25 protein-coding genes and 1 tRNA gene are annotated in these 22,916 nt (G+C 64.1%); 16 read left to right on the top strand and 10 right to left on the bottom strand.

Annotation, left to right across the window (positions count from 1 at the left end; translation table 11 throughout):
* Positions 1 to 31 precede the first annotated feature (31 nt).
* From hutU to ACODS0_RS04375, 12 genes are all read left to right on the top strand, one after another.
* Positions 32 to 1,756 carry a urocanate hydratase gene (gene hutU / locus ACODS0_RS04430; RefSeq protein ID WP_488833091.1) on the top strand — a complete coding sequence of 575 codons (1,725 nt, stop codon included), beginning with the start codon at positions 32 to 34 and terminating at the stop codon, positions 1,754 to 1,756.
* Positions 1,757 to 1,861: 105 nt separating this feature from the next.
* Positions 1,862 to 2,608 (top strand): IclR family transcriptional regulator, encoded by a 747-nt coding sequence (locus ACODS0_RS04425; protein ID WP_199726983.1) that lies wholly within the window; start codon positions 1,862 to 1,864, stop codon positions 2,606 to 2,608.
* Between the two features lie 32 nt (positions 2,609 to 2,640).
* Positions 2,641 to 3,390: a glutamine ABC transporter substrate-binding protein gene (locus ACODS0_RS04420; protein WP_121506131.1), complete on the top strand. Its 750-nt coding sequence runs from the start codon at positions 2,641 to 2,643 to the stop codon at positions 3,388 to 3,390.
* 34 nt (positions 3,391 to 3,424) lie between these two features.
* The gene (locus tag ACODS0_RS04415) at positions 3,425 to 4,093 is read left to right on the top strand and encodes an amino acid ABC transporter permease (protein ID WP_121506132.1); all 669 of its coding nucleotides are present in this window, start codon (positions 3,425 to 3,427) and stop codon (positions 4,091 to 4,093) included.
* Positions 4,090 to 4,884 carry an amino acid ABC transporter ATP-binding protein gene (locus ACODS0_RS04410; protein ID WP_305000485.1) on the top strand — a complete coding sequence of 265 codons (795 nt, stop codon included), beginning with the start codon at positions 4,090 to 4,092 and terminating at the stop codon, positions 4,882 to 4,884. Before ACODS0_RS04415 ends, ACODS0_RS04410 begins: the two co-directional genes overlap by 4 nt.
* Before the next feature lie 61 nt (positions 4,885 to 4,945).
* Positions 4,946 to 5,836: a phytanoyl-CoA dioxygenase family protein gene (locus ACODS0_RS04405; protein ID WP_488833086.1), complete on the top strand. Its 891-nt coding sequence runs from the start codon at positions 4,946 to 4,948 to the stop codon at positions 5,834 to 5,836.
* A 21-nt stretch (positions 5,837 to 5,857) separates the two neighbouring features.
* Entirely contained in the window at positions 5,858 to 6,472 is a 615-nt protein-coding gene (locus ACODS0_RS04400) for a HutD/Ves family protein (RefSeq protein WP_488833084.1), read from the top strand.
* An 89-nt stretch (positions 6,473 to 6,561) separates the two neighbouring features.
* Positions 6,562 to 7,845: an imidazolonepropionase gene (gene hutI, locus ACODS0_RS04395; RefSeq protein ID WP_488833081.1), complete on the top strand. Its 1,284-nt coding sequence runs from the start codon at positions 6,562 to 6,564 to the stop codon at positions 7,843 to 7,845.
* Positions 7,842 to 8,681, top strand: a complete 840-nt coding sequence (locus ACODS0_RS04390) for an alpha/beta fold hydrolase (protein WP_488833080.1) — start codon at positions 7,842 to 7,844, stop codon at positions 8,679 to 8,681. Before hutI ends, ACODS0_RS04390 begins: the two co-directional genes overlap by 4 nt.
* A gap of 3 nt (positions 8,682 to 8,684) precedes the next feature.
* Positions 8,685 to 10,067 (top strand): formimidoylglutamate deiminase, encoded by a 1,383-nt coding sequence (locus ACODS0_RS04385; RefSeq protein ID WP_488833077.1) that lies wholly within the window; start codon positions 8,685 to 8,687, stop codon positions 10,065 to 10,067.
* A 21-nt stretch (positions 10,068 to 10,088) separates the two neighbouring features.
* Positions 10,089 to 10,907 (top strand): N-formylglutamate deformylase, encoded by an 819-nt coding sequence (gene hutG / locus ACODS0_RS04380; RefSeq protein WP_488833075.1) that lies wholly within the window; start codon positions 10,089 to 10,091, stop codon positions 10,905 to 10,907.
* Between the two features lie 130 nt (positions 10,908 to 11,037).
* Positions 11,038 to 11,247: a hypothetical protein gene (locus tag ACODS0_RS04375; RefSeq protein ID WP_055394068.1), complete on the top strand. Its 210-nt coding sequence runs from the start codon at positions 11,038 to 11,040 to the stop codon at positions 11,245 to 11,247.
* 60 nt (positions 11,248 to 11,307) lie between these two features.
* Here the strand turns inward: ACODS0_RS04375 and asd are convergent, their stop codons facing one another.
* From asd to ACODS0_RS04340, 7 genes are all read right to left on the bottom strand, one after another.
* A complete protein-coding gene (gene asd, locus ACODS0_RS04370) occupies positions 11,308 to 12,159 on the bottom strand; it encodes an archaetidylserine decarboxylase (RefSeq protein ID WP_488833072.1) in 852 nt (283 codons plus the stop codon).
* A gap of 62 nt (positions 12,160 to 12,221) precedes the next feature.
* Complete coding sequence (locus tag ACODS0_RS04365; protein ID WP_488833070.1) at positions 12,222 to 12,935, bottom strand: ABC transporter ATP-binding protein; 714 nt, start codon at positions 12,933 to 12,935, stop codon at positions 12,222 to 12,224.
* 1 nt (position 12,936) lies between these two features.
* Entirely contained in the window at positions 12,937 to 13,710 is a 774-nt protein-coding gene (locus ACODS0_RS04360) for an ABC transporter ATP-binding protein (protein WP_488833068.1), read from the bottom strand.
* Entirely contained in the window at positions 13,703 to 14,701 is a 999-nt protein-coding gene (locus ACODS0_RS04355) for a branched-chain amino acid ABC transporter permease (protein ID WP_488833066.1), read from the bottom strand. Before ACODS0_RS04355 ends, ACODS0_RS04360 begins: the two co-directional genes overlap by 8 nt.
* A 73-nt stretch (positions 14,702 to 14,774) precedes the next feature.
* A complete protein-coding gene (locus ACODS0_RS04350; protein ID WP_121420385.1) occupies positions 14,775 to 15,638 on the bottom strand; it encodes a branched-chain amino acid ABC transporter permease in 864 nt (287 codons plus the stop codon).
* Between the two features lie 21 nt (positions 15,639 to 15,659).
* Entirely contained in the window at positions 15,660 to 16,301 is a 642-nt protein-coding gene (locus tag ACODS0_RS04345; protein WP_488833063.1) for a LysE family translocator, read from the bottom strand.
* 155 nt (positions 16,302 to 16,456) lie between these two features.
* Positions 16,457 to 17,644, bottom strand: coding sequence for an ABC transporter substrate-binding protein (locus ACODS0_RS04340; RefSeq protein WP_488833061.1), 1,188 nt, complete (start codon positions 17,642 to 17,644; stop codon positions 16,457 to 16,459).
* Between the two features lie 481 nt (positions 17,645 to 18,125).
* Between ACODS0_RS04340 and ACODS0_RS04335 the strand changes: the two genes are divergently transcribed.
* The 4 genes from ACODS0_RS04335 (at position 18,126) to ACODS0_RS04320 (ending at position 21,085) form a co-directional block, all read left to right on the top strand.
* Complete coding sequence (locus tag ACODS0_RS04335; RefSeq protein ID WP_488833059.1) at positions 18,126 to 19,358, top strand: HPP family protein; 1,233 nt, start codon at positions 18,126 to 18,128, stop codon at positions 19,356 to 19,358.
* A 226-nt stretch (positions 19,359 to 19,584) separates the two neighbouring features.
* The gene (infA, locus tag ACODS0_RS04330) at positions 19,585 to 19,836 is read left to right on the top strand and encodes a translation initiation factor IF-1 (protein ID WP_010465645.1); all 252 of its coding nucleotides are present in this window, start codon (positions 19,585 to 19,587) and stop codon (positions 19,834 to 19,836) included.
* 206 nt (positions 19,837 to 20,042) lie between these two features.
* Positions 20,043 to 20,119, top strand: a tRNA-Pro gene (locus ACODS0_RS04325).
* A 171-nt stretch (positions 20,120 to 20,290) separates the two neighbouring features.
* The gene (locus ACODS0_RS04320; RefSeq protein ID WP_488833056.1) at positions 20,291 to 21,085 is read left to right on the top strand and encodes an acetyltransferase domain-containing protein; all 795 of its coding nucleotides are present in this window, start codon (positions 20,291 to 20,293) and stop codon (positions 21,083 to 21,085) included.
* 150 nt (positions 21,086 to 21,235) lie between these two features.
* Here the strand turns inward: ACODS0_RS04320 and ACODS0_RS04315 are convergent, their stop codons facing one another.
* The 3 genes from ACODS0_RS04315 to ACODS0_RS04305 all read right to left on the bottom strand — a co-directional run bounded on the left by ACODS0_RS04315 (position 21,236) and on the right by ACODS0_RS04305 (position 22,911).
* Positions 21,236 to 22,021, bottom strand: a complete 786-nt coding sequence (locus ACODS0_RS04315) for a peptidylprolyl isomerase (protein WP_055394051.1) — start codon at positions 22,019 to 22,021, stop codon at positions 21,236 to 21,238.
* Positions 22,022 to 22,088: 67 nt separating this feature from the next.
* Entirely contained in the window at positions 22,089 to 22,349 is a 261-nt protein-coding gene (locus ACODS0_RS04310; RefSeq protein WP_488833053.1) for a BolA family protein, read from the bottom strand.
* Positions 22,350 to 22,362: 13 nt separating this feature from the next.
* On the bottom strand, positions 22,363 to 22,911 hold the full coding sequence (locus ACODS0_RS04305; protein WP_306555014.1) for a septation protein A: 549 nt from the start codon (positions 22,909 to 22,911) through the stop codon (positions 22,363 to 22,365).
* Between the last annotated feature and the right edge of the window lie 5 nt (positions 22,912 to 22,916).

Raw genomic sequence — 22,916 nt, 5'->3', positions numbered from 1 at the left:
ACGCACACCCACTGATTCACAGGAGCCCACCATGAATGCCAACGACGCCATCATCGCCGCCGCCTCCAATACCGACCCCCGCCACGACGCCAGCCGCGTGATCCGCGCGCCGCGTGGCAGCCAGCTCACCTGCAAGAGCTGGCTCACCGAAGCGGCCTATCGCATGATCCAGAACAACCTGGACGCCGAAGTGGCCGAGCGCCCGCAAGACCTGGTGGTGTACGGCGGCATTGGCCGTGCCGCGCGCAACTGGGAGTGTTTTGACCAGATCCTCGCGTCGCTCAAGGACCTGAACGACGACGAGACCCTGCTCATCCAGTCCGGCAAGCCCGTGGGCGTGTTCAAGACCCACGCCAATGCACCGCGCGTGCTGCTGGCCAACTCCAACCTCGTGCCCAAGTGGGCCAACTGGGAACACTTCAGCGAGCTGGACCAGAAGGGCCTGTTCATGTACGGCCAGATGACGGCAGGCAGCTGGATCTACATCGGCACGCAGGGCATCGTCCAGGGCACGTACGAAACCTTTGCCGAGGCGGGCCGCAAGCACTATGGCGGGTCACTCGAAGGCAAGTGGATCCTGACCGCAGGCCTGGGCGGCATGGGCGGTGCACAGCCGCTCGCGGCCACGTTTGCGGGAGCGGTGTCGCTCAACATTGAATGCCAGCAAAGCAGCATCGACTTCCGTTTGCGCACGCGCTACGTGGACAAGCAGGCGCGCGACATCGACCATGCGTTTGAGCTGATCCAGCAGCACACCGCAGCCAAAGAGGCGGTGTCGATTGCGCTGCTGGGCAATGCCGCAGAAATTTTGCCCGAGCTGGTGCGCCGCGCCAAGGCCGGTGGCTTGAAGCCCGACCTGGTGACCGATCAAACGTCGGCCCACGACCTCGTCAACGGCTACTTGCCCGCAAGCTGGACGGTGGCCCAGTGGCGTGCCGCGCAGCAGGACGTGACGCAGCACGAGGTGCTGAAGAAGGCCGCTGCCAAGTCCTGCGCCGTGCACGTGCAGGCCATGCTCGACTTCCAGCACATGGGCACCCCGGTGGTGGACTACGGCAACAACATCCGCCAGGTGGCGTTTGACGAAGGCGTGAAGGACGCATTCGACTTCCCCGGCTTTGTGCCCGCGTACATCCGCCCGCTGTTCTGCGAAGGCAAGGGCCCGTTCCGCTGGGTGGCGCTCTCCGGCGACCCGGAAGACATCCGCAAGACCGACGCCAAGATCAAGGAGCTGTTCCCCGAGAACAAGCACGTGCACCGCTGGCTCGACATGGCGGGCGAGCGCATTGCCTTCCAGGGCCTGCCCGCGCGCATCTGCTGGCTGGGCCTGGGCGAGCGCCACATTGCGGGCCTGGCCTTCAACGAGATGGTGAAGAACGGCGAACTCAAGGCACCCATCGTGATCGGCCGTGACCACCTGGACACCGGCAGCGTGGCCAGCCCCAACCGCGAGACCGAAGGCATGAAGGACGGCACCGACGCCGTGAGCGACTGGCCGCTGCTCAACGCGCTGCTCAACACCTCGGGTGGCGCCACCTGGGTCAGCCTGCACCACGGCGGCGGCGTGGGCATGGGCTACTCGCAGCACTCGGGCATGGTCATCGTGGCCGACGGAACCGATGACGCGGCCGAGCGCCTGGCGCGCGTGCTGGTCAACGACTGCGGCAGCGGCGTGATGCGCCATGCCGATGCTGGCTATGAACTGGCCGTGGAGACGGCCAAGAAGCAGGGCCTGAAGCTGCCCATGGTGAAGTGAAGGGGCGAGGGAGGGAATGACAGGAATGTGAAAAAAGGGAACTGCATTCCCAGTCGTTGGGAATGTTGGGTTTGAATGCCGCTGCAATCCTTTGATACTGAGTCCATGCCCACCCGTGGACCCACCTCCGTTGCTGCTGCCGACCGTGTTTTGCACGTGCTGGCGGTGCTGGCGCAACATGGGCAGCCCATGTCGGCGGCCGAGTTGATGGAGGCCACGGGCCTGGCGCGCAGCACGCTGTACCGCCAGTTGGCGCGGCTCAAGCAGTGGGGCTTTGTGCTGGAGAGCAGCGGGCACTACGCGCCCGGGCCGCTGAGCCTGCAACTGGCCCTGGGCTTTGACATGGCGTCGCACCTGGTGCACCACGCGCGGCCGGACATGCAGGCCCTGGCCCGGCAGTCCCACGAAAGCGTGGGACTGGTGGTGGCCGTGAATGACAGCGTGGTGTGCCTGGACATGGTGGACAGCACGCAGGCCCTGCGCTGCTCGTTTGAAAAAGGGCGCAGCGTGCCGCTGCGCGCGGGTGCCTCCGCCAAGTGCCTGCTTGCCCATGTGGCACCGGCTACGCGCAATGCCATTCTGGACCTGCACTACGGCGCAGACACTGCTGAGCGCCAGGCGGCGCTGACCGAGCTGGAGGGCATTGCCAAGGCGGGTTACGCCGTCAGCTCCGGCGAAGTGGATGCCGGTGTCTGGGGCGTCAGCGTGCCCGTGTTCGGTTCTCCGCGGCAGGCCGCCGGAGCCATCACCCTGATGGCCCCGATCTTGCGGGCCCAGGGGCAGGAGACCGCACTCACCGGCATGGCTGTCGTCGCCGCAGCGCGCATCTCCCGCCAGCTCACTTCTCCCTGATTTCCCTCACCCCTTCCCAAGGAGCTTTCCCCATGAACCTTCGCCGCAACCTTCTTCTGGCCAGCCTGGCCGCCGCAGCCTTCTGCACCACGGGTGCACAGGCCCAGGACAACGTCCTGCGTGTGGGCACCGATGCCACGTTCCCGCCCATGGAGTTTGTCGAGAACGGCAAACGCACAGGCTTTGATGTCGAGCTGGTGGAGGCCATTGCCAAGACCATGGGCAAGCAGGTCGAGTGGGTGGACATCGACTTCAAGGGCCTGATTCCCGGCCTGATTTCCAAGCGTTTTGACATGGCGGTGTCGGCCATCTACATCACCGACGAGCGCAAGAAGGTGGTGGACTTCACCGACTCCTACTACGCCGGCGGCCTGGTGGTGATGGTGAAGGCCGACAACAAGGCCATCAACAAGCTGGCCGACCTGGACGGCAAGAAGGTCAGCGTGCAGGTGGGCACCAAGTCGGTGTCGTACCTGACCGAAAAATTCCCCAAGGTGCAGCGCGTGGAGGTCGAGAAGAACCAGGAGATGTTCAACCTGGTGGACATCGGCCGCGCCGACGCCGCCGTGACCGGCAAGCCCGCCGCGTTCCAGTATGTGCGCACCCGCCCGGGTCTGCGCGTGCTCGACGAGCAGCTCACCACCGAGGAATACGGCATGGCCCTGCGCAAGGACACGCCGGAGCTGACGAAGGCCGTCAACGGTGCCATCACCAAGCTCAAGGCCGACGGCACCTATGCGGCCATCGTCAAGAAGTGGTTCAGCAACAGCGCTGCCAAGTAAGCCACTGACCCACTGACCGTTGCCGAACTGAGCCATGGAACTCGATTTTTCTCCTGTCTGGGCCGGGTTGCCCCAATTGCTGGCGGGCGCGCTGGTCACTGTGGAAATCACGGCCGCCTCGCTGCTGCTGGGCTGCGCCATGGGCCTGCTGGTGGGCATTGGCCGCCTGAACCCCAAGCGCCGCGTGGTCTACGCCCTGTGCACTGCCTACGTGGCCGCGATACGCGGCACGCCGCTGCTGGTGCAGCTGTTCATCCTGTTCTTTGGCCTGCCTCAGTTTGGCATCCTCCTGCCTGCCTTCGTGTGTGGCGTGATCGGCCTGGGCATCTACTCGGGCGCCTATGTGTCCGAGGTGGTGCGCGGCGCCATCCAGTCCATTGACAAGGGGCAGATGGAGGCGGCGCGCTCCATCGGCATGTCTTCGGGCTTGGCCATGCGCACCGTGGTGCTGCCACAGGCCGTGGTGCGCATGATTCCGCCGCTGGGCAATGAGTTCATCGCGCTGATCAAGAACTCGGCGCTGGTGTCGCTTCTCACCATCCACGACCTGATGCACGAAGGGCAGAAGATCATCAGCGTGTCGTACCGTTCGCTGGAGGTGTACCTGGCAATTGCGGTGGTGTATTTCATCCTCACGGGTGTCACTTCGTTGGTGCTGCGCCGCATGGAGCTGCGCCTGCGTGCCGGGGGGATGGTGCAATGAAGAAAAATTCTGTGATGACCGGAGCAAGCCCGTCCGCCGAGCCCATCGTGCGCATCCGCGGGCTGCGCAAGGCGTTTGGCAACCATGTGGTGCTGAACGGCATCGACTTTGATGTGCTGCCGTCGCAGGTGGTGGTGGTCATCGGGCCCAGCGGCTCGGGCAAGAGCACTTTTTTGCGCTGCTGCAACGGGCTGGAGCAGCCCGAAGGCGGAACGGTCGAGATTTGTGGCCGCACACTGGTGCAGGACGGCCGCATGCTGCCCGACCATGACCTCAACGCGCTGCGCGAGGAGGTGGGCATGGTGTTCCAGTCGTTCAACCTGTTCCCGCATCTGTCGGTGCTTGACAACGTGACGCTGGGCCCACGCAAGCTGCACGGCCTGTCGCGCAAGGAGGCCGAGGAGCGTGCCCAGGCCCTGCTGGCCAAGGTGGGCCTGGCGCACAAAGCCACGGCCATGCCCGCCAGCTTGTCGGGCGGACAGAAGCAGCGTGTGGCCATTGCCCGCGCGCTGGCCATGGAGCCGCGCGTGATGCTGTTCGACGAGCCCACCTCAGCGCTGGACCCCGAGCTGGTGGGCGAGGTGCTGCAGGTCATGAAGCTGCTGGCCAGCGAAGGCATGACCATGATGGTGGTCACGCACGAAATGGACTTTGCACGCGAGGTGGGCGATGTGGTCGTGGTGATGGACGGCGGCGGCATCATTGAGGCCGGTGAACCTGCCACCATCTTCACCAACCCGACGCAGGAGCGCACGCGCTCTTTCCTGCAAGCCGTGCTCACGCGCGCCTGAGGCCTGAGGCTGGGAGCGGCGTGGTGCACCATGGTCAATAACAATCAAGGAGACAACCCCGATGCCCCAGCCTTCATCTGCTTTGGACACACCCTTGCAAGCACGCTTTCAGCAGCGCTTGCAGGAGCGCCTGACCGCAGACGACATCGCGCGTTTTGACCGCGACGGCGCCATCTGCATCAAGCAGCTGCTCACGCGCGATGAAGTGGCCTTGCTGCGCGACGGCATCGACGCCAACCTGGCCGCGCCCAGCCCGCGCGCCAAAGTGGCCAGCAGGCCGGATGACCCGGGCCGCTTCTTCGAGGACTTCTGCAACTGGCAGGACATCCCGCAGTTTGGCCGCTTTGTGCAGGAGACACCGCTGGCGCTGGTTGCGCAGCGCCTGATGCAGTCGCGCACCGTGCGGCTGTACCACGACCATGTGCTGGTGAAGGAGCCGGACACGCGCCAGCGCACGCCCTGGCACCAGGACCAGCCCTACTACAACATCGACGGCCAGCAGAACATCAGCATGTGGATACCGGTGGACCCGGTGTCGCGTGCGGCCACGCTGGAATTTGTGGCGGGTTCACACAAAGGCCCATGGCTCATGCCGCGCACTTTCATGGACAACCAGGCGAAGTGGTTCCCCGAAGGCAGCCTGCAGGACCTGCCCAATGTTGAGGCCGACCGCGATGCCTTCCCCATCGTGGGCTGGGAGATCGAGCCCGGTGACGTGGTGTGTTTTCACATGCTCACGCTGCATGCCGCCGGTGGGGTAGAGGGCACTAACCGCCGCCGAGTGTTCTCGGTGCGGTTCCTGGGCGACGACACGCGCCATGCGCCCCGGCCGTGGAAGACGTCGCCCGAGTTTCCGGGCCTGGCCGACGAGTTGCCCGCTGGCGCGCAGATGGACCACCCGCTGTTTCCGCTGCTGGTCAAGGGCGCAGAGCTGACCACCGCAGCATCCTGATTGATGAACACGACAACAACGATGGCAATGCATTTTTTGGACCTGGCCACCACCCCCAGCATGCCCTGGAAAAACGGCGGCGGCAGCACGCAGGAGCTGGCCTGCTGGCCCCCCGGCGCGGACATGAACAGCTTCGAGTGGCGCGTGAGCCTGGCCACGGTGGACCGGCCCGGACCCTTCTCCGTCTTCCCGGCCATTGACCGGCAGATCATGCTGCTGGGGGGCGATGGCCTGCACCTGCGCAGCACTGGCTGGGAGCACCGGCTGGAGCAGCGCTGGCAACCGTTTGCGTTCTCGGGCGATGACGCGGTGGATGGCGCCATGCTGGGCGGCACCTCCAAGGACTTCAACCTGATGCAACGGCGGGGCCTGTGGCACGGGCCGCTGCAGGTGGTGGGCGATGCGCAGTCTCCGGGCGACACGCCCGCAGGCCTGTGCCTGGTGCTGCAGGGCGATTGGCAATGGGTGGCGCAGGGCGCCGGGCCGCGTGCGTTGGCGGCAGGGCAGGGCTTTTGGTGGGCGGGTGAGGGCGGTGCGACGCCGAGCCAACTGGAGCCGCTGCATGCGGGGGCCGACGCCGATGCGCCCGCACTGGTCTGGATCGCCTTGCAGCGCGGTGCAGCCCCTAAAGTTTGAATAAAAATGGCCACCACCGCATGATGGATAAGCGCTGGTAGCTATTATTTGTATAGCATTCAACACGGAGCCCACGGGTGGGCAGGCAGATGCAAAACAAGGACAACCCCAGTCACCACAACGGATGGGCCGCCAGCCAGAACGCCGATGGCGTGTGGCAGAACCTGAAACCCGCGCCCGGCCTGTGGGTGGCCGATGTGCCCGTGCCCGAGGGCCAGCCCGCCTGCGTGGTGGTGCAGCAAGGCCAGATGGCCTGGGTGGGGCCCGAGGCGCAGTTGCCTGCCGCCTACCAGGCATTGCCGCGCCATGATGCGCGGGGCGCACTCGCCACCCCCGGGCTGGTGGACTGCCACACGCACCTGGTCTATGGTGGTCAGCGTGCCAACGAATTCGCCATGCGCCTGGCCGGTGCCACCTATGAAGAAGTGGCCAAGGCGGGTGGGGGCATCGTCTCGTCGGTGAAGGCCACGCGCGCTGCCACCGAAGACGAACTCTTTGACCAGGCCGCGCCGCGCCTGCAGGCCCTGCTGGCCGAAGGCGTATGCGCCATCGAGATCAAGTCCGGCTACGGCCTGGCCTTGGAGCACGAACGCAAGCAATTGCGCGTGGCCCGCCGTCTGGGCGAAGCGTTTGGCGTGACGGTGCGCACCACCTTTTTGGGCGCGCACGCCCTGCCGCCCGAGTACGCAGGCCGCAGCCAAGCCTATGTCGATCTGGTCTGCAATGAGATGCTGCCCGCGTTGGCCACCGAGGGCCTGGTGGATGCGGTGGATGTGTTCTGCGAACGCATCGCCTTCACGCTGTCCGAAACCGAACAGGTCTTCCAGGCTGCGCAAAAGCTGGGCATTCCCGTCAAGCTGCATGCCGAGCAGCTGTCGGACATGGGCGGCTCGGCGCTGGCAGCACGCTACGGCGCGCTGTCATGCGACCACATCGAGCACCTTTCGGCCGACGGCATCGCTGCCATGAAGGCCGCAGGCACCGTGGCTGTGCTGCTGCCCGGCGCCTACTACACGCTGCGCGACACGCACCTGCCGCCGATTGCGCAGCTGCGCGAGGCCGGTGTGCCCATGGCGGTGTCCACCGACCACAACCCGGGCACATCGCCCGCGCTCAGCCTGCTGCTCATGGCCAACATGGCCTGCACGCTGTTCCGCCTGACGGTCCCCGAGGCGCTGGCCGGTATCACCACCCATGCCGCGCGCGCGCTGGGCTTGCAAGATTCCCACGGCCTCATCGCTTCTGGCAGGCCCGCCAATTTTGTGCTGTGGCCTGTGGGCGAGGCGGCCGAGCTGGCCTACTGGCTGGGCCAAAAGCCCGACTGCACCATCGTGCGGCAAGGGCGTATTGCAAGGGCAAGGAGTGAGGCATGAGCATGGCTGTATCGGAACTGCGCTTGGGCCCCATGCCCGGGCGCCAGCAAGGGCAGGGGGCGCCCGTGCTGCTGGTGCACGGTGCGCTGGCCGATGCGCGGATGTGGTCGGCCCACCAGAGCCATCTGGCTGCGCGCTGGAACACACTGGCCGTCACGCTGCGCTACTTTGGTACGGAGGCTTGGCCCGACGATGGCCCGCCCTTTGGGTTGGCCACGCATCTGGATGACCTGGTGCAGGCCATCGACGCATGGGGCCAGGGCCCGGTGCATCTGGTGGCCTGGTCGTATTCAGCACATGCCGCTTTGTACATGGCGCGGCACCACGCCACGCGGCTGCGCAGCGTGTTCGTGTACGAGCCAGGCTTTCCGACCTATCTGCAGGAGCCGGAAGCGCTGGCACGCTTTCAGGCCGATGCACAGCTCATGTACGGCCCGTTGGCCGAGGCCGTGTTGCAGAGTGATTTGGCCGCTGCTACCCGCATCCTCATGGATGCCTCGGGCCAGTCGCCGGGGTACTTTGACCGCCAGCCTGCAGAGCGGCGCGCCCTGCAACTGGACAACGCGTACACGCTGCCGCGCATCATGTCGCAGACGCCGCCGCTGCCGCTGTCTGCCACCGACCTGGCGGCCATCACGCTGCCTGTGTGCATTGCCCAGGGCGGTGACACACGCCCCGTTTTTGGCGAAGTCGCCAGCGCTGCGGCGCGTGCCATGCCGCATGCGCGCCATCTGGTGGTGCATCAGGCCACCCATATGTGGCCTGACGAGGCGCCGCAGGCTTTTTGCGACGCACTGGAAGCCTTCTGGCGCAGCGCCTACCCTTCTGGAGCGTGATCAATGAATGAGCTGTTTGCCGCGAACGCCCTGCTGCCCATCGGCTGGGCGCGCAATGTACTGCTGCAATGGGATGAGGCTGGGCGCCTTTGCACCGTCGCACCGGATGCCGCTGTGCCACAGGGCACTCCCGTGGCCCCAGGGCCTGTGCTGCCTGGTATGCCCAACCTGCATTCGCACGCCTTCCAGCGCGCGTTTGCGGGCCTCACCGAGTACAGGGGGGAAAGTCAGGACAGCTTCTGGAGCTGGCGCAACCTGATGTACCGCTTTGCCGCACGCATCACGCCCGAGTCTCTGGAGGCCATCGCCACCTGGCTGTATGTGGAGATGCTGGAGGCAGGCTACACGTCGGTGTGCGAGTTCCATTACGTGCACCACGACCAGGATGGCACACCGTATGCCGACGATGCCACGCTGTCGCAGGCATTGCTGCGCGCAGCGCGCAACGCGGGCATGGGCATCACGCTGCTGCCGGTGCTGTACCAGACCAGCGGGTTTGGCGCCAAGCCGCCGCGTGCAGACCAGGCCCGGTTCATCCGCAGCACGGATAACATGCTCTCATTATTGGAGCGGATCACGCCCGCTGCACAGGCGCAAGGGGCCGTTTTGGGTCTTGCACCGCACTCGCTGCGTGCGGTGCCGCCCGACAGCCTGGCCGCTGCGGTGCAGGGCCTCACGGCGCTCAACCCCGAGGCCCCTATCCACATCCACATTGCTGAGCAAACGCAGGAGGTGGATGACTGCATTGCCTGGAGCGGCCAGCGCCCTGTGCAGTGGCTGCTGGAGCACGCGCCGGTGGATGAGCGCTGGTGCCTGGTGCATGCCACGCACATGACGCCGCAGGAATACGCCGATGCTGCCCGCACGGGTGCCGTGGCTGGCATCTGCCCCACCACGGAAGCCAACCTGGGCGACGGCATCTTCAACATGCCGCTGTGGCTGCAGCACGGCGGCCGTTGGGGCGTGGGCTCTGACAGCCATGCCTGCGTGAACGCGGCCGAGGAACTGCTGATGCTCGAATACGGCCAGCGCCTGTCGCTGCGCCAGCGCAATGTGCTTGCCAATGCAGCGCAGCCCGAAGTTGCGACGGCCATGACCTTGCAGGCCGTTGCAGGCGGGTCGCAGGCCGCAGGGCGCGCCATTGGCGGCATCGCAGTGGGGCAGCAGGCCGACCTGGTGGCTCTCAATGCGCAGCATGTGGCGCTGCGCGATCTGCCCGCGCACAGCATGCTGTCGGCCCATGTGTTTGGCAGCCACCGCACCTCCGCCATTGACAGTGTGTGGGTGGCGGGCCAGCGGCGCATCGCTGCTGGCCGGCACGCACTGCACGATGGTGCTGCCCATGCGTTTGTGACCGCGCGTTCCGCCACCATCGCGCCAGATTGAACCCATACCTTTGGATTTGTGATGACTGATACCTCTCCACCACCTTTTGTTCTCTACCCCGGTACCGCACCACTGCTAGTGTCCATGCCCCACGCGGGCACCTATGTGCCCCCGGCGCTGGCGGCCCGCTTTACCGACGAGGCCCGCCAGGTGCCCGACACCGACTGGCATATGGAGCGGCTGTATGGCTTTGCCAAAGACTTGGGTGCCTCTGTTCTTGTGGCCACGCATTCGCGGTATATGGTCGATCTGAACCGCCCGCCTGACGGCACCAGCCTGTATCCCGGCCAGAGCGTCACCGGCCTGTGCCCGGTCGATACCTTTGATGACACGCCCATCTACGCCCAAGGGGATGTGCCGGATGATGCTGAGGTGGCGGCGCGGCGCGATGCGGTGTGGGTGCCATACCATGCACAACTGCGTGCCGAGCTGGACCGCATCAGGGCCCGGCATGGCGTGGCGGTGCTATGGGATGCGCATTCCATCCGCTCGGTACTGCCACGCTTTTTTGAGGGCAAGCTGCCCGACCTGAACCTGGGCACGGCCGATGGCGAAAGCTGCAACCCCGCCCTGGCGCAAGAACTGCTGTCGATTGCACAACAAGCCACTGGCTACACCGCCGTACTCAACGGCCGTTTCAAGGGCGGGCACATCACACGCCACTACGGCCAGCCAGAGCAAGGCGTGCATGCCATCCAGCTGGAAATGACACAGTGCAGCTACATGCAGGAGGCCTTGCCGTTTGGCTATCTGCCTGAGGTTGCGGCGCTTGTCCAGCCCCATCTGCAGCGCATGTTGACTGCGGCGCTGGCCTTCGCCACGTCCGCATCAAAGGCTTGAGCTTGCTCAAGCTTGTGAGCTAACCCTCTCACTGTTGATGGGGGTTCGGTGCTACCATGGTTCAGCGGTCGGCACCAGGCCGCTGAGGGGGTTCCCTGTTGACCCACTCAAGCGGAAGGAGCCGCACCCCATGGATCCAACCGCCTATTACTACATGCCCCATTTCAAGCCTGGCGCTTCCGTCCAGTGGAAGCAGCAGCGCGAAACGGTCAGCCATGTGGTCATCCGCCGCAATGCGCTGATGATCTACTTGGTGGGCAATGACACTGCGGTGCACCCCGACACCCTGCAACTGGCCCCCACCGCGTTTCAGCTGACGCGTGTCCCGGACCGGATCTGACGGGCTGGTGCACAGGGCAGGGTGCTTACCACCCTTTGCCTGTCGCAAGGCTGCGGTCGCTCAGACCGCCCCGCGCTGTGCCATGGCCTCGCCCAGCTGAATCGCCCGCATCGGAGCCCACTGCGGGTTGAATTGCAATGGCCCCCGGGGAAACAACATCACCACCGTGGAGCCGAGCAGGAAGCGGCCCATTTCTTCACCCTGCTGCAGGCTGACCTGGCCTTTGGCGTAGTCCCACTGCCGCAGCGTGCCCGTGCGTGGCGGGTTGACCTGCCCGTGCCACACGGTGGCCATGCTGCCCACGATGGTGGCGCCCACCAGCACCAGCACAAAGGGCCCCTGGGCCGACTCAAAAAAGCACACCACGCGTTCATTGCGCGCGAACAGGCCGGGCACACCTCGTGCCGTGGTCGGGTTCACCGAAAACAGATCGCCCGGCACATGCACCATGCGCGTCAGCTCGCCCGCGCAGGGCATGTGGATGCGGTGGTAGTCGCGCGGGCTCAGGTACAGCGTGGCGAAGTGGCCGTTGTCAAAACGGGCTGCTGCTTCCGCATCGCCGCCCACCAAGGCGGTTGTGGAGTAGGTGTGCCCCTTGGCCTGGAAAATCTGGTCCTTCGCGATGGGGCCAAACTGGCTGATGGCGCCATCCACGGGGCAGATCAGGTCTGCCGCCGCCAGCGGGCGGGCCCCGGGTTTCAACGCACGCGTGAAGAAGTCGTTGAACGATGCGTAGCTGGTGATGTCGGGGTTGGCGGCCTCGGCCATGTTGACGTTGTAGCGGGCCACAAAGCGGCGGATCACCGAGGTGGTCAGTCCGCCCAACTGGGCCGACGCAAATTTGCCAGCCAGGGTGGTCAGTGCCTGCTTGGGCAGGAGGTATTGCGGCAGAACTGCCAGGCGATCGGACACGGGCGAACCCCTCGAAGACGAAAGCGGACGATTCTATCGGCGGGGCGCCATCGGCCGCATTCTCATACCCCGAGGTACTGGTCCAGCAGTTGCGGCTGCGCGTGCAATGCGTCGGAGCTGCCCTCGAACACCACCTGGCCCTTGACCAGGATGATGTTGCGGTCGGTGATCTGCGTGACGTGTTTCCAGTTTTTGTCCACGATGACGCTGCTGATGCCGCTGTCCTTGATCAGGCTGCAGATGCGCCAGATCTCGCGGGCGATCAGCGGGGCCAGGCCTTCGGTGGCCTCGTCGAGGATGAGCACATCCGGGTTGGTCATCAGCGCGCGGCCAATGGTCAGCATCTGCTGCTCGCCCCCGCTGAGCTGCTGGCCGCCGTGGCCGAGGCGCTCCTTCAGGCGCGGGAAGGTCTCCAGCACACGCTCGTAGGTCCAGTCGCGCTGGCCGCGTGTGCCGGCGCGCGCGGCCATCTGCAGGTTCTCGACCACGCTCAGGTTGCCAAAGATGCCACGGCCTTCGGGCACGTAGGCAATGCCCAGGCGAGCGACTTCGTAGGGCGGTTTGCCCGTTACGTCGCGGCCCGCCACGGCCACGCTGCCAGAGCGGGGCTTGACCAGGCCCATCAGGGACTTGAGCAGGGTGCTCTTGCCCATGCCGTTGCGGCCCATGAGGCCGATGGTTTCGCCCTGGCCCACGGTGAAATCAATGCCGTGCAGGATGTGGCTGCTGCCGTAGAAGGTGTGGATGCCCTTGGCATCGATCCATGGAGTGGTCATCTCAGTGGTCCTCTCCGAGGTAGGCCGCCTGCACGGTGGCATCGGCGCGCACCTCGGGCGGTGTGCCATGCGCAATCACCTCGCCGTTGACCATCACCGTGAGACGGTCAGCCAGCGCAAACACGGCATCCATATCGTGCTCCACCAGCATGATGGCGTGGGCGGGCTTGAGGCGCTGCAGCAGGTCCACCATACGCTCGGCCTCGGCCACGCCCATGCCGGCCAGGGGCTCGTCCAGCAGCAACACCTGGGGCTCGGTGGCCAGGGTCATGGCGATCTCCAACTGGCGCTGCTCGCCGTGGCTCATGGCACCGGCAATCGCCATGCGCCGGTCTTTCAAGCCAGAAAGCTCGATAGCGCTTTCCAGGCGGGCGTTGGTAGCTCTGTTTTTGATAGAGTTTGCACGTGTGTCCTGCCACCAGCGCAGCGGGTTCCAGGGCTGCTGCGCATCGCGCGACTGCGCGGCCAGGCGCACGTTTTCATGCACGGTGAGCGGCAGAAAGATGTTGGTCTTTTGGTAACTGCGCCCCAGGCCCTGGCGCGATATGCGCTCGGGTGCCCAGCCGGTCACATCGGTGCTGCCAAGTTGCACTTGGCCCGCGCTCGGTGGAAGGTCGCCCGAGAGCAGGTTGGTCAGTGTGGACTTGCCCGCGCCGTTGGGGCCGATCACGGCATGGATCTGACCACGCCACAGGTCCAACGATACGCCGTTGACAGCGGCCAGGCCTCCGAAGCGTTTGGTGAGCTGGCGGGCCGAGAGCAGGGCGTCAGCCATGGTGTGGATCCTCCTGCGCCTTGGTGGCCCGGCGCTGCCCCAGCATGCCCAGCAACCCGCGCGGTGCTGCCACCACCACCAGCACGATGAAGCTGCCCATCAGCAGTTGCCAGTGTTTGGTGATGTCCTTGAACACATGCAGCAGGTACTCGAACGCGAACGCTCCCACGATGGCTCCCGCAAAATTGCCCATGCCGCCCAGGATGATCATCATGATGGCGTGCGCGCTCATGTGAAAGCCCATCAGCTCAGGGTTTACGTAGCCCGTCTGTGCGCCCCACAGGTAGCCCGCCAGGCCTGCCAGCGCACCCGCCACGGTGAATGCAGTGAGCTTGTAGCCCTGCGTGCCAAAACCCATGGCGCGCATGCGGTGCTCGTTGATGCGGATGCCCGAAAGTGCGCGGCCCAGTGGGCTCCAGAGCAGGCGGCGCAGCAGTGCGTAGACGATGACCACCAGCGCCAGCGTGAAGTAGTAGAAGGTCTTGCGGCCTTCGAGGTCAAAAGGCAGCCAGCCAAAGATGGAGGCATCGGGCCGGAAGTTGATGTACAGCCCGTCCGAGCCGCCCAGCACCTTGTTGTCGAAGAACAGGTAGAACACCATCTGTGCGAACGCCATGGTGACCATGATGAAGTAGATGCCGTGCGTGCGCACCACAAAGAAGCCGATGACCAGCGCCACCAGCCCAGCACCGGCAACGGCCAGCGGCAGCGACCACCAGAGGCTCACTGGCGTATCGGCGGGCGTGAGAAAGGCCAGCGCGTAGCCCGCCACGCCAAAGTATGCGGCATGGCCCAGCGACACCAGGCCGGTCACGCCCTGCAGCAGATCCAAGCTCATCGCAAAGATGGCCATGATCATCATGCGTGTGACCATCTGCACGTAGAAGTCGCTGCCCACCACGGGGAACAGCAGCAGCGCAGCCAGCCCGAGTGCCAGGGCAAACTGCACACTGCGGGGCAGCACTTCGATATGGGCGCGGGGGGTGCTCATAGGGGGGCGCCGGGCTGTGAAGCGTGTATGGCGTGGGAAGAGCGCGAGGTGACAGTGGCAAGCATCGGGGTCATCATTGTTTGAACAGGCCTTCGGGTTTCCACAGCAGCACGGCCGCCATCAGCATGTAGACCAGCATTCCGGCCATCGACGGCAGCAACACCTTGCCAAAGGTGTCCACCAGCCCCACAAGCAGGGCCGAGATCAGGGCGCCACGCACGGAACCTATGCCGCCGATCACCACCACCACAAAACACATGATGAGAACGGACGAGCCCATGTTGGGATAGACGCTGGATACCGGCGCGGCCACCATGCCCGCGACGGCCGCCAGGCCCACGCCCAGCGCAAAGACGATGGCGTGGATCAGCTTGATGTTCACCCCCAGCGATTCGGCCATGTCGCGGTTGAAGGCGCCTGCGCGGATCTTCATGCCCAGCCGCGTTTTGGAGATCAGCAGGTACAGGCCCAGCGCCAGCGCCATGCACACGCCGGAGATGAACAGCCGGTAGACCGGGTAGGAAAGGGTGTCGGTGAGCGGAATGGACCAGTCCAGCATCGCCGGAATCGGGACGCCGTGCACGTCGTCCCCCCAGAGGATGGAGCGCAGTTCCTCAAAGATGTAGATGAGGCCGAAGGTCAGCAGCACCTGGTCCAGGTGGTCGCGGTGGTAGAAGTGGCGAAACAGCAGCCACTCCAGCGCCAGACCGAACAACACGGCCAGCACGGCACCCCCCAGGATGGCCAGCGTGAGGCTGCCAAAGTGGCCCGACAGCGAATAGCCGAGATAAGCCCCCAGCATGTAAAAGCTGCCGTGCGCCAGATTCACCACCCCCATGATTCCGAAAATCAGCGTGAGGCCGGCGGCCAGCATGAACAGCAGCAGCCCGTACTGCACGCTGTTGAGCAACTGGATCAGGAAAGTGGCGAAGTCCATGGTGGGCAAACAGACAGGGGATCAGGTAGCGCGGCGTGTCGCCAGCAAAAGGGTGCCCATCAACGTGAACAGGCCGCCCGAAATGCGGTTGAACCAGCGCATGCGTGCGCCAGAGCGCAAAACGGGTGCCAGCCGTGCTACACCCAGTGCACACAGCGTGAGAACCGTGAATTCAAAAGCCACAAAGGTGCTTGCCAGCACGGCAAACTGCGACGCCCATGCGGCGGTCGGGTCCAGAAACTGGGGGAAGAACGCCGTGAAGAACAGCAGGGCCTTGGGGTTGCTGCCGCCCACGATCAGACCCTGGATGTAGAGCTTGCGCGCGGGCACCACGGCCTTGGTTTGCGTGCCGTTGGCGGGCATCTCGTCAAACACCGTTGTCTGGCTGCGAAACGTCTTGATGCCAAGCCAGATCAGATACGCCGCGCCGGCAGCCTTGAGCACCCAGAAGGCGGTTTCCGATGCCGCCAGCAATGCGCCAAGGCCCAGGGCCGAAAGCAACATGGTGCCCAGCACTGCCGTCACGCTGCCTGCAGCAGCGGCGAGGGCCTTGCGCGGGCCGTGCTGCAGAGAATTGGTCATGCACATGAGCATCGTCGGGCCGGGCGAAAGAACCAGCAGGGCCACTGCGGCAAGGTAGAGCAGGTAGGTACTGAGCGACATAGGATTGGGTGGAAGGCAAGGTGGCCGCAAAGTCCGGGCGCACAGCAGACAGGCCTGCCATGGCGGCAGTCCATCAATGCATTGTGTCAAAGCTGCGGGGCGGACCGGACCCGAAGTCCAGCACGCGCCGTGCCCCGGGCAGTGGGGTGAGCGCGTCAGCCCATGCGGCAGCCGGCACCGCTGTCGGCCAGGGCCTTGGCGGCAATGCCAATCACCTTGTTTTCCTTGTTCTCGACGCGGCGCAGGTAGATGTCCTGCACGGGGTTGTGTGCCTTGCTCATCGTCCACTTGCCGCGCGGGCTGTCGATGGTGGCGCTTTCCATCGCCTTGATGACGGCAGCCTTGGCGGACAGGTCGCCCTTGACGGCGTTGGCGCCCTGCACCAGCAGCAGGCCGGTGTCGTAGCCCTGTACCGCGTACACATCGGGCTGGCTGCGGAAGGCCTTGGCGTATTCCAGGCGGAATTGCTTGTTGCGCGGTGTGTCCAGCGAGTCGCTGTAGTGCATGGTCGTGATGATGCCGTCGGCAGCGGGGCCGGCAGCGTCCAGCACGCCTTCGGTGAGGAAGCCCGAGCCGTACAGCGGAATCTTGTCCTTGAGGCCTGCGGCCGCATAGTCCTTGATGAACTTGGCAGCACCGCCGCCCGCGAAGAAGCAGGCCACGGCGTCGGGCTTGAGGGCGGCGATTTCGGTCAGCAGCGCCTGGAATTCCACGTTGGGGAAAGGCAGGCCCAGTTCCTTCACGATGGTGCCGCCGGCTGCGGTATAGCTTTGCTTGAAGCCTTCGAAGGCTTCGTCCCCTGCCGCGTATTTCCAGGTGATCCACACAGCCTTCTTGTGGCCCTTTTCGACCATGGCTTTGCCCAGGGCCAGCGTTGGCTGGGAATTGCTGAACGAAGTACGGAAAACGTTGGGGGCACACAGTGCGCGCGTGGCGGCATGCACGCCGGCGTTGGGAATCAGGTTGAGAACCCCCGTATCGCGTGCCACCTTCTGAATGCCCATCTGCACACCTGAATGCACGGTGCCAATCAGCACATCCACCTTGTCGCGCTGCACCAGCTTGCTCGCGTTCTCGACACCCTTGCTGGGCTCAGACTCGTCATCCACCTTGAACCATTCGATCTCGCGACCGCCGAGCTTGCCACCCTGCTGGTCTATGGCCAGGCGCACGCCGTTCTCGATGGCGACCCCCAGTTGTGCAAAGGTACCGGTGTAGGGCAGCATGAAGCCCACGCGCACCTTGCCGCTTTGCGCACGCACGATGGAGGGCAGCAACAGCCCTGTAGATGCGGCGCCCACGAGGGCGGCGCTACGGCTGATGACGAGGCGGCGGGTGGTCATTGGACTTGTCTCCTTTGTTTAGGCTTAAAGTAATTTACTGCAAGCATTCGGTGGTGAATACCTATGGGTTACCCGTACCGTTGGGCAAGGGGCTCCCGCATTGCGAGGTGCCCGAGGACTGCAACCGGGCCGGGCGGCAGAGGCCCGCCGATGATGGGTTTACCAAGGGCTGCTTGACGGACATAGAACCAAGTATATGAATTAAAGTGCAGTTTTGTGTTTTTTGTGCAGTATAGATCGTGTGATTTTTGCTGTGGGCAGCTATTTGAGCCTCCGGTATCAGTAGTTTCGAGCATAGGCACGGTTCTGAAAGCCTGACGGGTTGTTTGGCCGCGAGTGCAGTGGCTCTATGGATGGGAGTGCTTCAATGCCCTGCAAAATGGAGGCATGGGTGACGCTGGAGGCCGGTGTTGCCAGCTCTTGAAGGGGGTGCGCCCCGTCTCGCCGGAAGGCGGGCAAACCGCATGTTTCCGATTGCTTCATGCCCATTTCACCACCCCCATATTCATCGTCCACTTCCCAATCCATGCGGGTGCGTCTAGCCCGGTGGTTGCGCCATTTCTGGCCCGCACCGTTAGGTATCGACGGACGCGAAAGGCTTCGCTTCATTGTGGGCGCCGTGATCGGTGTACTGCTGACGGGATTGCTCAGCCGCTGGTGGGCAGGGGGAAGCAGCGCAGGTCCCTGGATGGTGGCATCGCTGGGGGCGAGTGCGGTCCTGGTGTTTGGCATGCCGTCCAGTCCACTGGCCCAGCCCTGGCCGGTCCTGGGAGGAAGCACTTTGTCTGCGCTGGTGGGCGCCGTTTGCTCCGCGTTCATCCCGGACCCGGTACTTGCAGGGGCGGTTGCGGTGGGGTTGGCTATTGCGCTGATGGTGCCCCTGCGTTGCCTGCATCCACCGGGCGGAGCAATGGCGCTGTATGTCGTGCTGACCGCGGGGGACGGGTGGCACCTGGCCGCATTTCCCATCCTGTTCAATGTGATCGTTCTATTGGTCTCGGCCGTGGTCTACAACGGCCTGACAGGGCGCCGGTACCCCCATCCTCAGCGGATGGCGGCCCGAACCGATATTGCTCAGGGCGCTTTTACCGCCTCGGATGTGGATGCAGCGTTGGCGCACTACAACCAGGTGCTGGACGTGAGCCGTGCCGATCTGGAAGGGCTGTTGCACTTGGCGGGCCGTGCAGCCTTCCAGCGGACGCTGGGGGAGGTTCGCTGTTCGGACATCATGTCCAGGCCACCGTTTGCGGTGGAGGCGGGGGTTTCCCTTAAAGACGCCTGGGCGTTGATGCGTGCCCAGCAGATCAAGGCGCTGCCCGTGGTGGATGCTCAACGCCTGGTGGTAGGTATCGTGACGGTGGCGGACTTCATGCGGCTGGCCAACCTGGATATGCATGAAGGTTTGGGGCAGCGTTTGCGGACGCTGGTCATGGGGCGTACGGGGCAGCCCCAGAATGTGGGCGAAATCATGTCGCACCCGGTCCAGGTGGCCCACGTGGGGCAGCACGCCATGGATCTCGTCCCTCTGTTTTCCCAGGGCGGGCACCACCACATTCCCATTGTGGAGAGCGAGGGCCGTTTGGTAGGGGTGATCACACAGACGGACCTTGTGCGGACGTTGGCAGCAGCTGTGCAAGGGCGCGATGAGGGAGGCTCTGTGGGTCCCACCTCGGTGCGCGGGCGTGCGCCGACCGAAGAGCAAGCTGCCCCATAGGCAAGACACGGTACATCGCGGTACAATTGACAGGCTTTGCACAGTGCTTATGCCTGTCCATTGAAGCCGTCTCCCCCGGCCCTCTGCCTGATCTGCGCCCCGGGTGCAGCGACTCCCACCGCCCGCAATGCACCGTGTGTCGAGCACCGACCACGCCGTAGCTGCCGTGGTGGATGCACAAGCGTCAGGTGCCGATCACAGAATATTTGTTTTGAAAAGATAGAACATGGCCAAAGAAGAACTCATTGAAATGCAAGGCTCCGTGACGGAAGTCCTTCCCGACTCGCGCTTTCGCGTGACGCTGGACAACGGTCACCAACTGATCGCCTACACGGGCGGCAAGATGCGCAAGCACCACATCCGCATTCTGGCGGGTGACAAGGTGTCGCTGGAAATGTCGCCCTACGATTTGTCCAAAGGACGCATCACGTTCCGCCATCTGGCCGGTCGCGGTCCCGGCCCTTCGGGCAATCGTTGATATTCGGCCCCGGGGAGACACGGACTGGCGCTTGCTTGTTCCGGCTCTTGGGGCAAACGGTTTCTTGTGTTCCTTCATCTGCGCACTGTTTCTCCCAGAGGCGGTGCTTTCCCGGTTCAGGTCTTCGCACCGTGCTTTTAAAAAAATCACAAAAAGCACGCATTGAACCAAAAACAGGGAAATTGCCGGGTTAGAATACGAGCTGTCGGAGCGTAGCGCAGCCTGGTAGCGCATCTGCTTTGGGAGCAGAGGGTCGCGAGTTCGAATCCCGCCGCTCCGACCAATGTTTGAAGGCCTTGCAGCACATGCTGCAAGGCCTTTTTTCTTGCCCGCATTCTTTTTGCTTGTTGGCGTGTATGGTTCGACCCGCGTGGCAAGACGGAGTTGGATTTGCGTACCATCGGGCCCATAGGGCGGGCAAGTGTCCGCACCGACACCTTCCGCTGGTATTGCCATGAACCGTGCGCTTCCCTTGCCGCTTGCCCCGTTCTCCTCGCTCCAGCCGTCACCACGTTATGACAGCGTAGATGCATTGCGCGGCCTGGCAATGGTGTGGATGACGGTCTTCCACTTTTGCTTTGACCTGAGCCATCTGGGCTTCTGGCCGCAGAATTTCCGCGCCGACCCATTCTGGACCTCGCAGCGGACGGTGATTGTGAGCTTGTTCCTGTTCTGCGCCGGGCTGGGGCAGGCCATTGCGCTGCACCAGGGACAGGGGTGGGCTCGGTTTGGTCGGCGGTGGTTGCAGATCGCTGGCTGCGCGCTGCTGGTGTCTGCGGGGTCGTTCGTGATGTTTCCCCACAGCTTCATCCATTTTGGCGTGCTGCACGGTATGGCTGTAATGCTGTTCATTGCCCGGTGTACCGCAGGGTGGGGGCGGTGGTTGTGGCTTGCCGGGTTGGTGGCTGTGGCGTCGCCATCGGTAGCGCACCAGCTTTTGGCGGGGGCCTGGGCTGAAGCTGCGCCCTGGTTCAATGGGCGCGCGCTCAACTGGATGGGTCTGGTGTCGCGCAAGCCTTTTACCGAAGACTACGTACCCGTGCTGCCGTGGTTGGGGGTGTTGTGGTGGGGGCTGGCTGCCGGCCAATGGGCCATGGCTGCGGGTCGGGGCCACTGGCTGGGGTGGCGGCTTCCCCAAGGCTTGCAGCCGCTGGCACTGCTGGGGCGGTGGAGCCTGAGCTACTACATGGTGCACCAGCCGGTCATGATTGGGCTGCTGATGGCGGTAGCCTGGATATCGAGGGGTTAGTGGGCCGGGGACCGCTTTGGGGTCTGCAACCATAGGCCCCGCTGCCGCTCCGGTCACCGTGGGGCGCTTTCCACCCGCCCATAAAAAAACGCGGCCTGGGCCGCGTTTTTTGAGTGCATTGCCAAAGCAGATGCGCAGTTGCCTTGCCAGTTACTCGACCTTCGCCTTGGCGCGCAGGTCTTCCTGGAACTTGGCCAGCTTTTGCTGTTGCAGTTGCTGGGCCACCTGGGGCTTCACTTCTTCCAGCTTGGGCAGTTCTGCCTGGCGCACGTCGTCCAGGCGGATAACGTGCCAGCCGAACTGGCTCTTCACGGGAGCGTCGGTCATCTTGCCCTTTTGGAGCTTGACCAGGGCTTCCGTAAATTCGCTCACGTAGCTCGAAGGATTGGCCCAATCCAGGTCGCCACCCTTGGCGCCAGAACCTGGGTCCTTGGACTGCTTCTTGGCGATGTCTTCAAACTTGGCGCCCTTCTTGATGGAGGCGATGATGGCCTTGGCATCCGCTTCCTTTTCCACCAGGATGTGGCTGGCCTTGTATTCCTTGCCGCTGTTGGCTGCCACGAACTTGTCGTACTCGGCCTGGATCTCGGCGTCGGTCACGGGGTTCTTTTTCTGGTAGTCGGCGAACAGTTCGCGGATCAGGATGGTCTGGCGGGCCAGATCCATTTGTGCCTTGTAGTCTGCCGAGCCTTCCAGGCCGCGCTTTTGCGCTTCCTGCATGAAGATTTCGCGGGTGATGACTTCTTCCTTGATCTGGCCTTCGATGTCAGGCGTTACAGGACGGCCCGAGCGTTCCACCTGCTGCTTGAGGGCTTCAACGCGCTCTTTTGGCACGGCCTTGCCATTGACGATGGCGACATTCTGGGCGGAAACGGGCAGGGCCAACGTGCCCAGCACGGCAGCGGCCACGAGGCCGGACAGGAGCTGTTTCTTCATGCGGAATCCAAAAAATGAGAGGTTGTTTGCCAGCTGAGTTCCGGCAACAGAGGATATGGGGGCCGGTTCAGAGAACTTCAATGGCGAGGGCGTGAACGCCTTGGTCAATAAATTCTTGCAGCGCATCATACACAAGGCGATGCTGCGCGACGCGGGGCTTGCCTGTAAACAAAGGTGACGAAATGCGCACCCGAAAATGGGTGCCAAAGCCGGTGCCGTTGGCGCCCGCATGCCCTGCATGGGCGGCACTTTCATCAAGCACTTCCAGGGCGGTGGGCGCAAGACGGTCCGCCAGGGTCAGGTGCATTTGTTGAGCGAGGGAGGTCATGGCAGGTTGTCCTTCAGGCAGCAGGCTCGTCGCCTTCGTCGCCCTTGATGTGGGGCGCCACATAGATGCCCTGGCCCACCAGGAAGACCAGCGGGAAGGCGTAGCCCCAGAGCTTGAAATCCACCCAGGCCTCGGTGCTGAAGTTGACGACGACATACGCGTTGATGGCCGACATGAAGGCGCAGTACACGATCCAGGCGACGTTCAGCCGGTGCCACACGCCCTCCGGCAGCGTCAGCTGGCTGCCCAGCAGCATCTTGAGGAAGTTCTTCTTCATGGCCCACACCGCCACCGCGAGGGCGATGGACATGGCGCCGTAGAGCACCGTGGGCTTCCACTTGATGAAGCGGTCGTCCTGCAGCACCAGCGTGAGCGTGCCGAACAGCAGGATCAGCACCAGGGTGACCTTGTGCATGGTCTGCAGGCGCCGGTCGATGGCGTAGATCAGCGCCATTTGAGCGACCGTGGCACCCATCAGCACCGCAGTGCCCACATAGATGCCATAGAACTTGTAGGCCCCGAAGAACAGCAGGATGGGGAAGAAGTCGATCAGAATTTTCATGGGGT

It is taken from the genome of Acidovorax sp. FG60 (assembly GCF_057808995.1).
This window is presented reverse-complemented; position numbering and strand designations above follow the sequence as displayed.

Coding starts and splice junctions, on each gene's coding strand:
- hutU (WP_488833091.1), top strand. CDS start 32: ATGAATGCCAACGACGCCATCATCGCCGCCGCCTCCAATACCGACCCC.
- ACODS0_RS04425 (WP_199726983.1), top strand. CDS start 1,862: ATGCCCACCCGTGGACCCACCTCCGTTGCTGCTGCCGACCGTGTTTTG.
- ACODS0_RS04420 (WP_121506131.1), top strand. CDS start 2,641: ATGAACCTTCGCCGCAACCTTCTTCTGGCCAGCCTGGCCGCCGCAGCC.
- ACODS0_RS04415 (WP_121506132.1), top strand. CDS start 3,425: ATGGAACTCGATTTTTCTCCTGTCTGGGCCGGGTTGCCCCAATTGCTG.
- ACODS0_RS04410 (WP_305000485.1), top strand. CDS start 4,090: ATGAAGAAAAATTCTGTGATGACCGGAGCAAGCCCGTCCGCCGAGCCC.
- ACODS0_RS04405 (WP_488833086.1), top strand. CDS start 4,946: ATGCCCCAGCCTTCATCTGCTTTGGACACACCCTTGCAAGCACGCTTT.
- ACODS0_RS04400 (WP_488833084.1), top strand. CDS start 5,858: ATGGCAATGCATTTTTTGGACCTGGCCACCACCCCCAGCATGCCCTGG.
- hutI (WP_488833081.1), top strand. CDS start 6,562: ATGCAAAACAAGGACAACCCCAGTCACCACAACGGATGGGCCGCCAGC.
- ACODS0_RS04390 (WP_488833080.1), top strand. CDS start 7,842: ATGAGCATGGCTGTATCGGAACTGCGCTTGGGCCCCATGCCCGGGCGC.
- ACODS0_RS04385 (WP_488833077.1), top strand. CDS start 8,685: ATGAATGAGCTGTTTGCCGCGAACGCCCTGCTGCCCATCGGCTGGGCG.
- hutG (WP_488833075.1), top strand. CDS start 10,089: ATGACTGATACCTCTCCACCACCTTTTGTTCTCTACCCCGGTACCGCA.
- ACODS0_RS04375 (WP_055394068.1), top strand. CDS start 11,038: ATGGATCCAACCGCCTATTACTACATGCCCCATTTCAAGCCTGGCGCT.
- ACODS0_RS04365 (WP_488833070.1), bottom strand. CDS start 12,935: ATGACCACTCCATGGATCGATGCCAAGGGCATCCACACCTTCTACGGC.
- ACODS0_RS04360 (WP_488833068.1), bottom strand. CDS start 13,710: ATGGCTGACGCCCTGCTCTCGGCCCGCCAGCTCACCAAACGCTTCGGA.
- ACODS0_RS04355 (WP_488833066.1), bottom strand. CDS start 14,701: ATGAGCACCCCCCGCGCCCATATCGAAGTGCTGCCCCGCAGTGTGCAG.
- ACODS0_RS04350 (WP_121420385.1), bottom strand. CDS start 15,638: ATGGACTTCGCCACTTTCCTGATCCAGTTGCTCAACAGCGTGCAGTAC.
- ACODS0_RS04345 (WP_488833063.1), bottom strand. CDS start 16,301: ATGTCGCTCAGTACCTACCTGCTCTACCTTGCCGCAGTGGCCCTGCTG.
- ACODS0_RS04340 (WP_488833061.1), bottom strand. CDS start 17,644: ATGACCACCCGCCGCCTCGTCATCAGCCGTAGCGCCGCCCTCGTGGGC.
- ACODS0_RS04335 (WP_488833059.1), top strand. CDS start 18,126: ATGCCCATTTCACCACCCCCATATTCATCGTCCACTTCCCAATCCATG.
- infA (WP_010465645.1), top strand. CDS start 19,585: ATGGCCAAAGAAGAACTCATTGAAATGCAAGGCTCCGTGACGGAAGTC.
- ACODS0_RS04320 (WP_488833056.1), top strand. CDS start 20,291: ATGAACCGTGCGCTTCCCTTGCCGCTTGCCCCGTTCTCCTCGCTCCAG.
- ACODS0_RS04315 (WP_055394051.1), bottom strand. CDS start 22,021: ATGAAGAAACAGCTCCTGTCCGGCCTCGTGGCCGCTGCCGTGCTGGGC.
- ACODS0_RS04310 (WP_488833053.1), bottom strand. CDS start 22,349: ATGACCTCCCTCGCTCAACAAATGCACCTGACCCTGGCGGACCGTCTT.
- ACODS0_RS04305 (WP_306555014.1), bottom strand. CDS start 22,911: ATGAAAATTCTGATCGACTTCTTCCCCATCCTGCTGTTCTTCGGGGCC.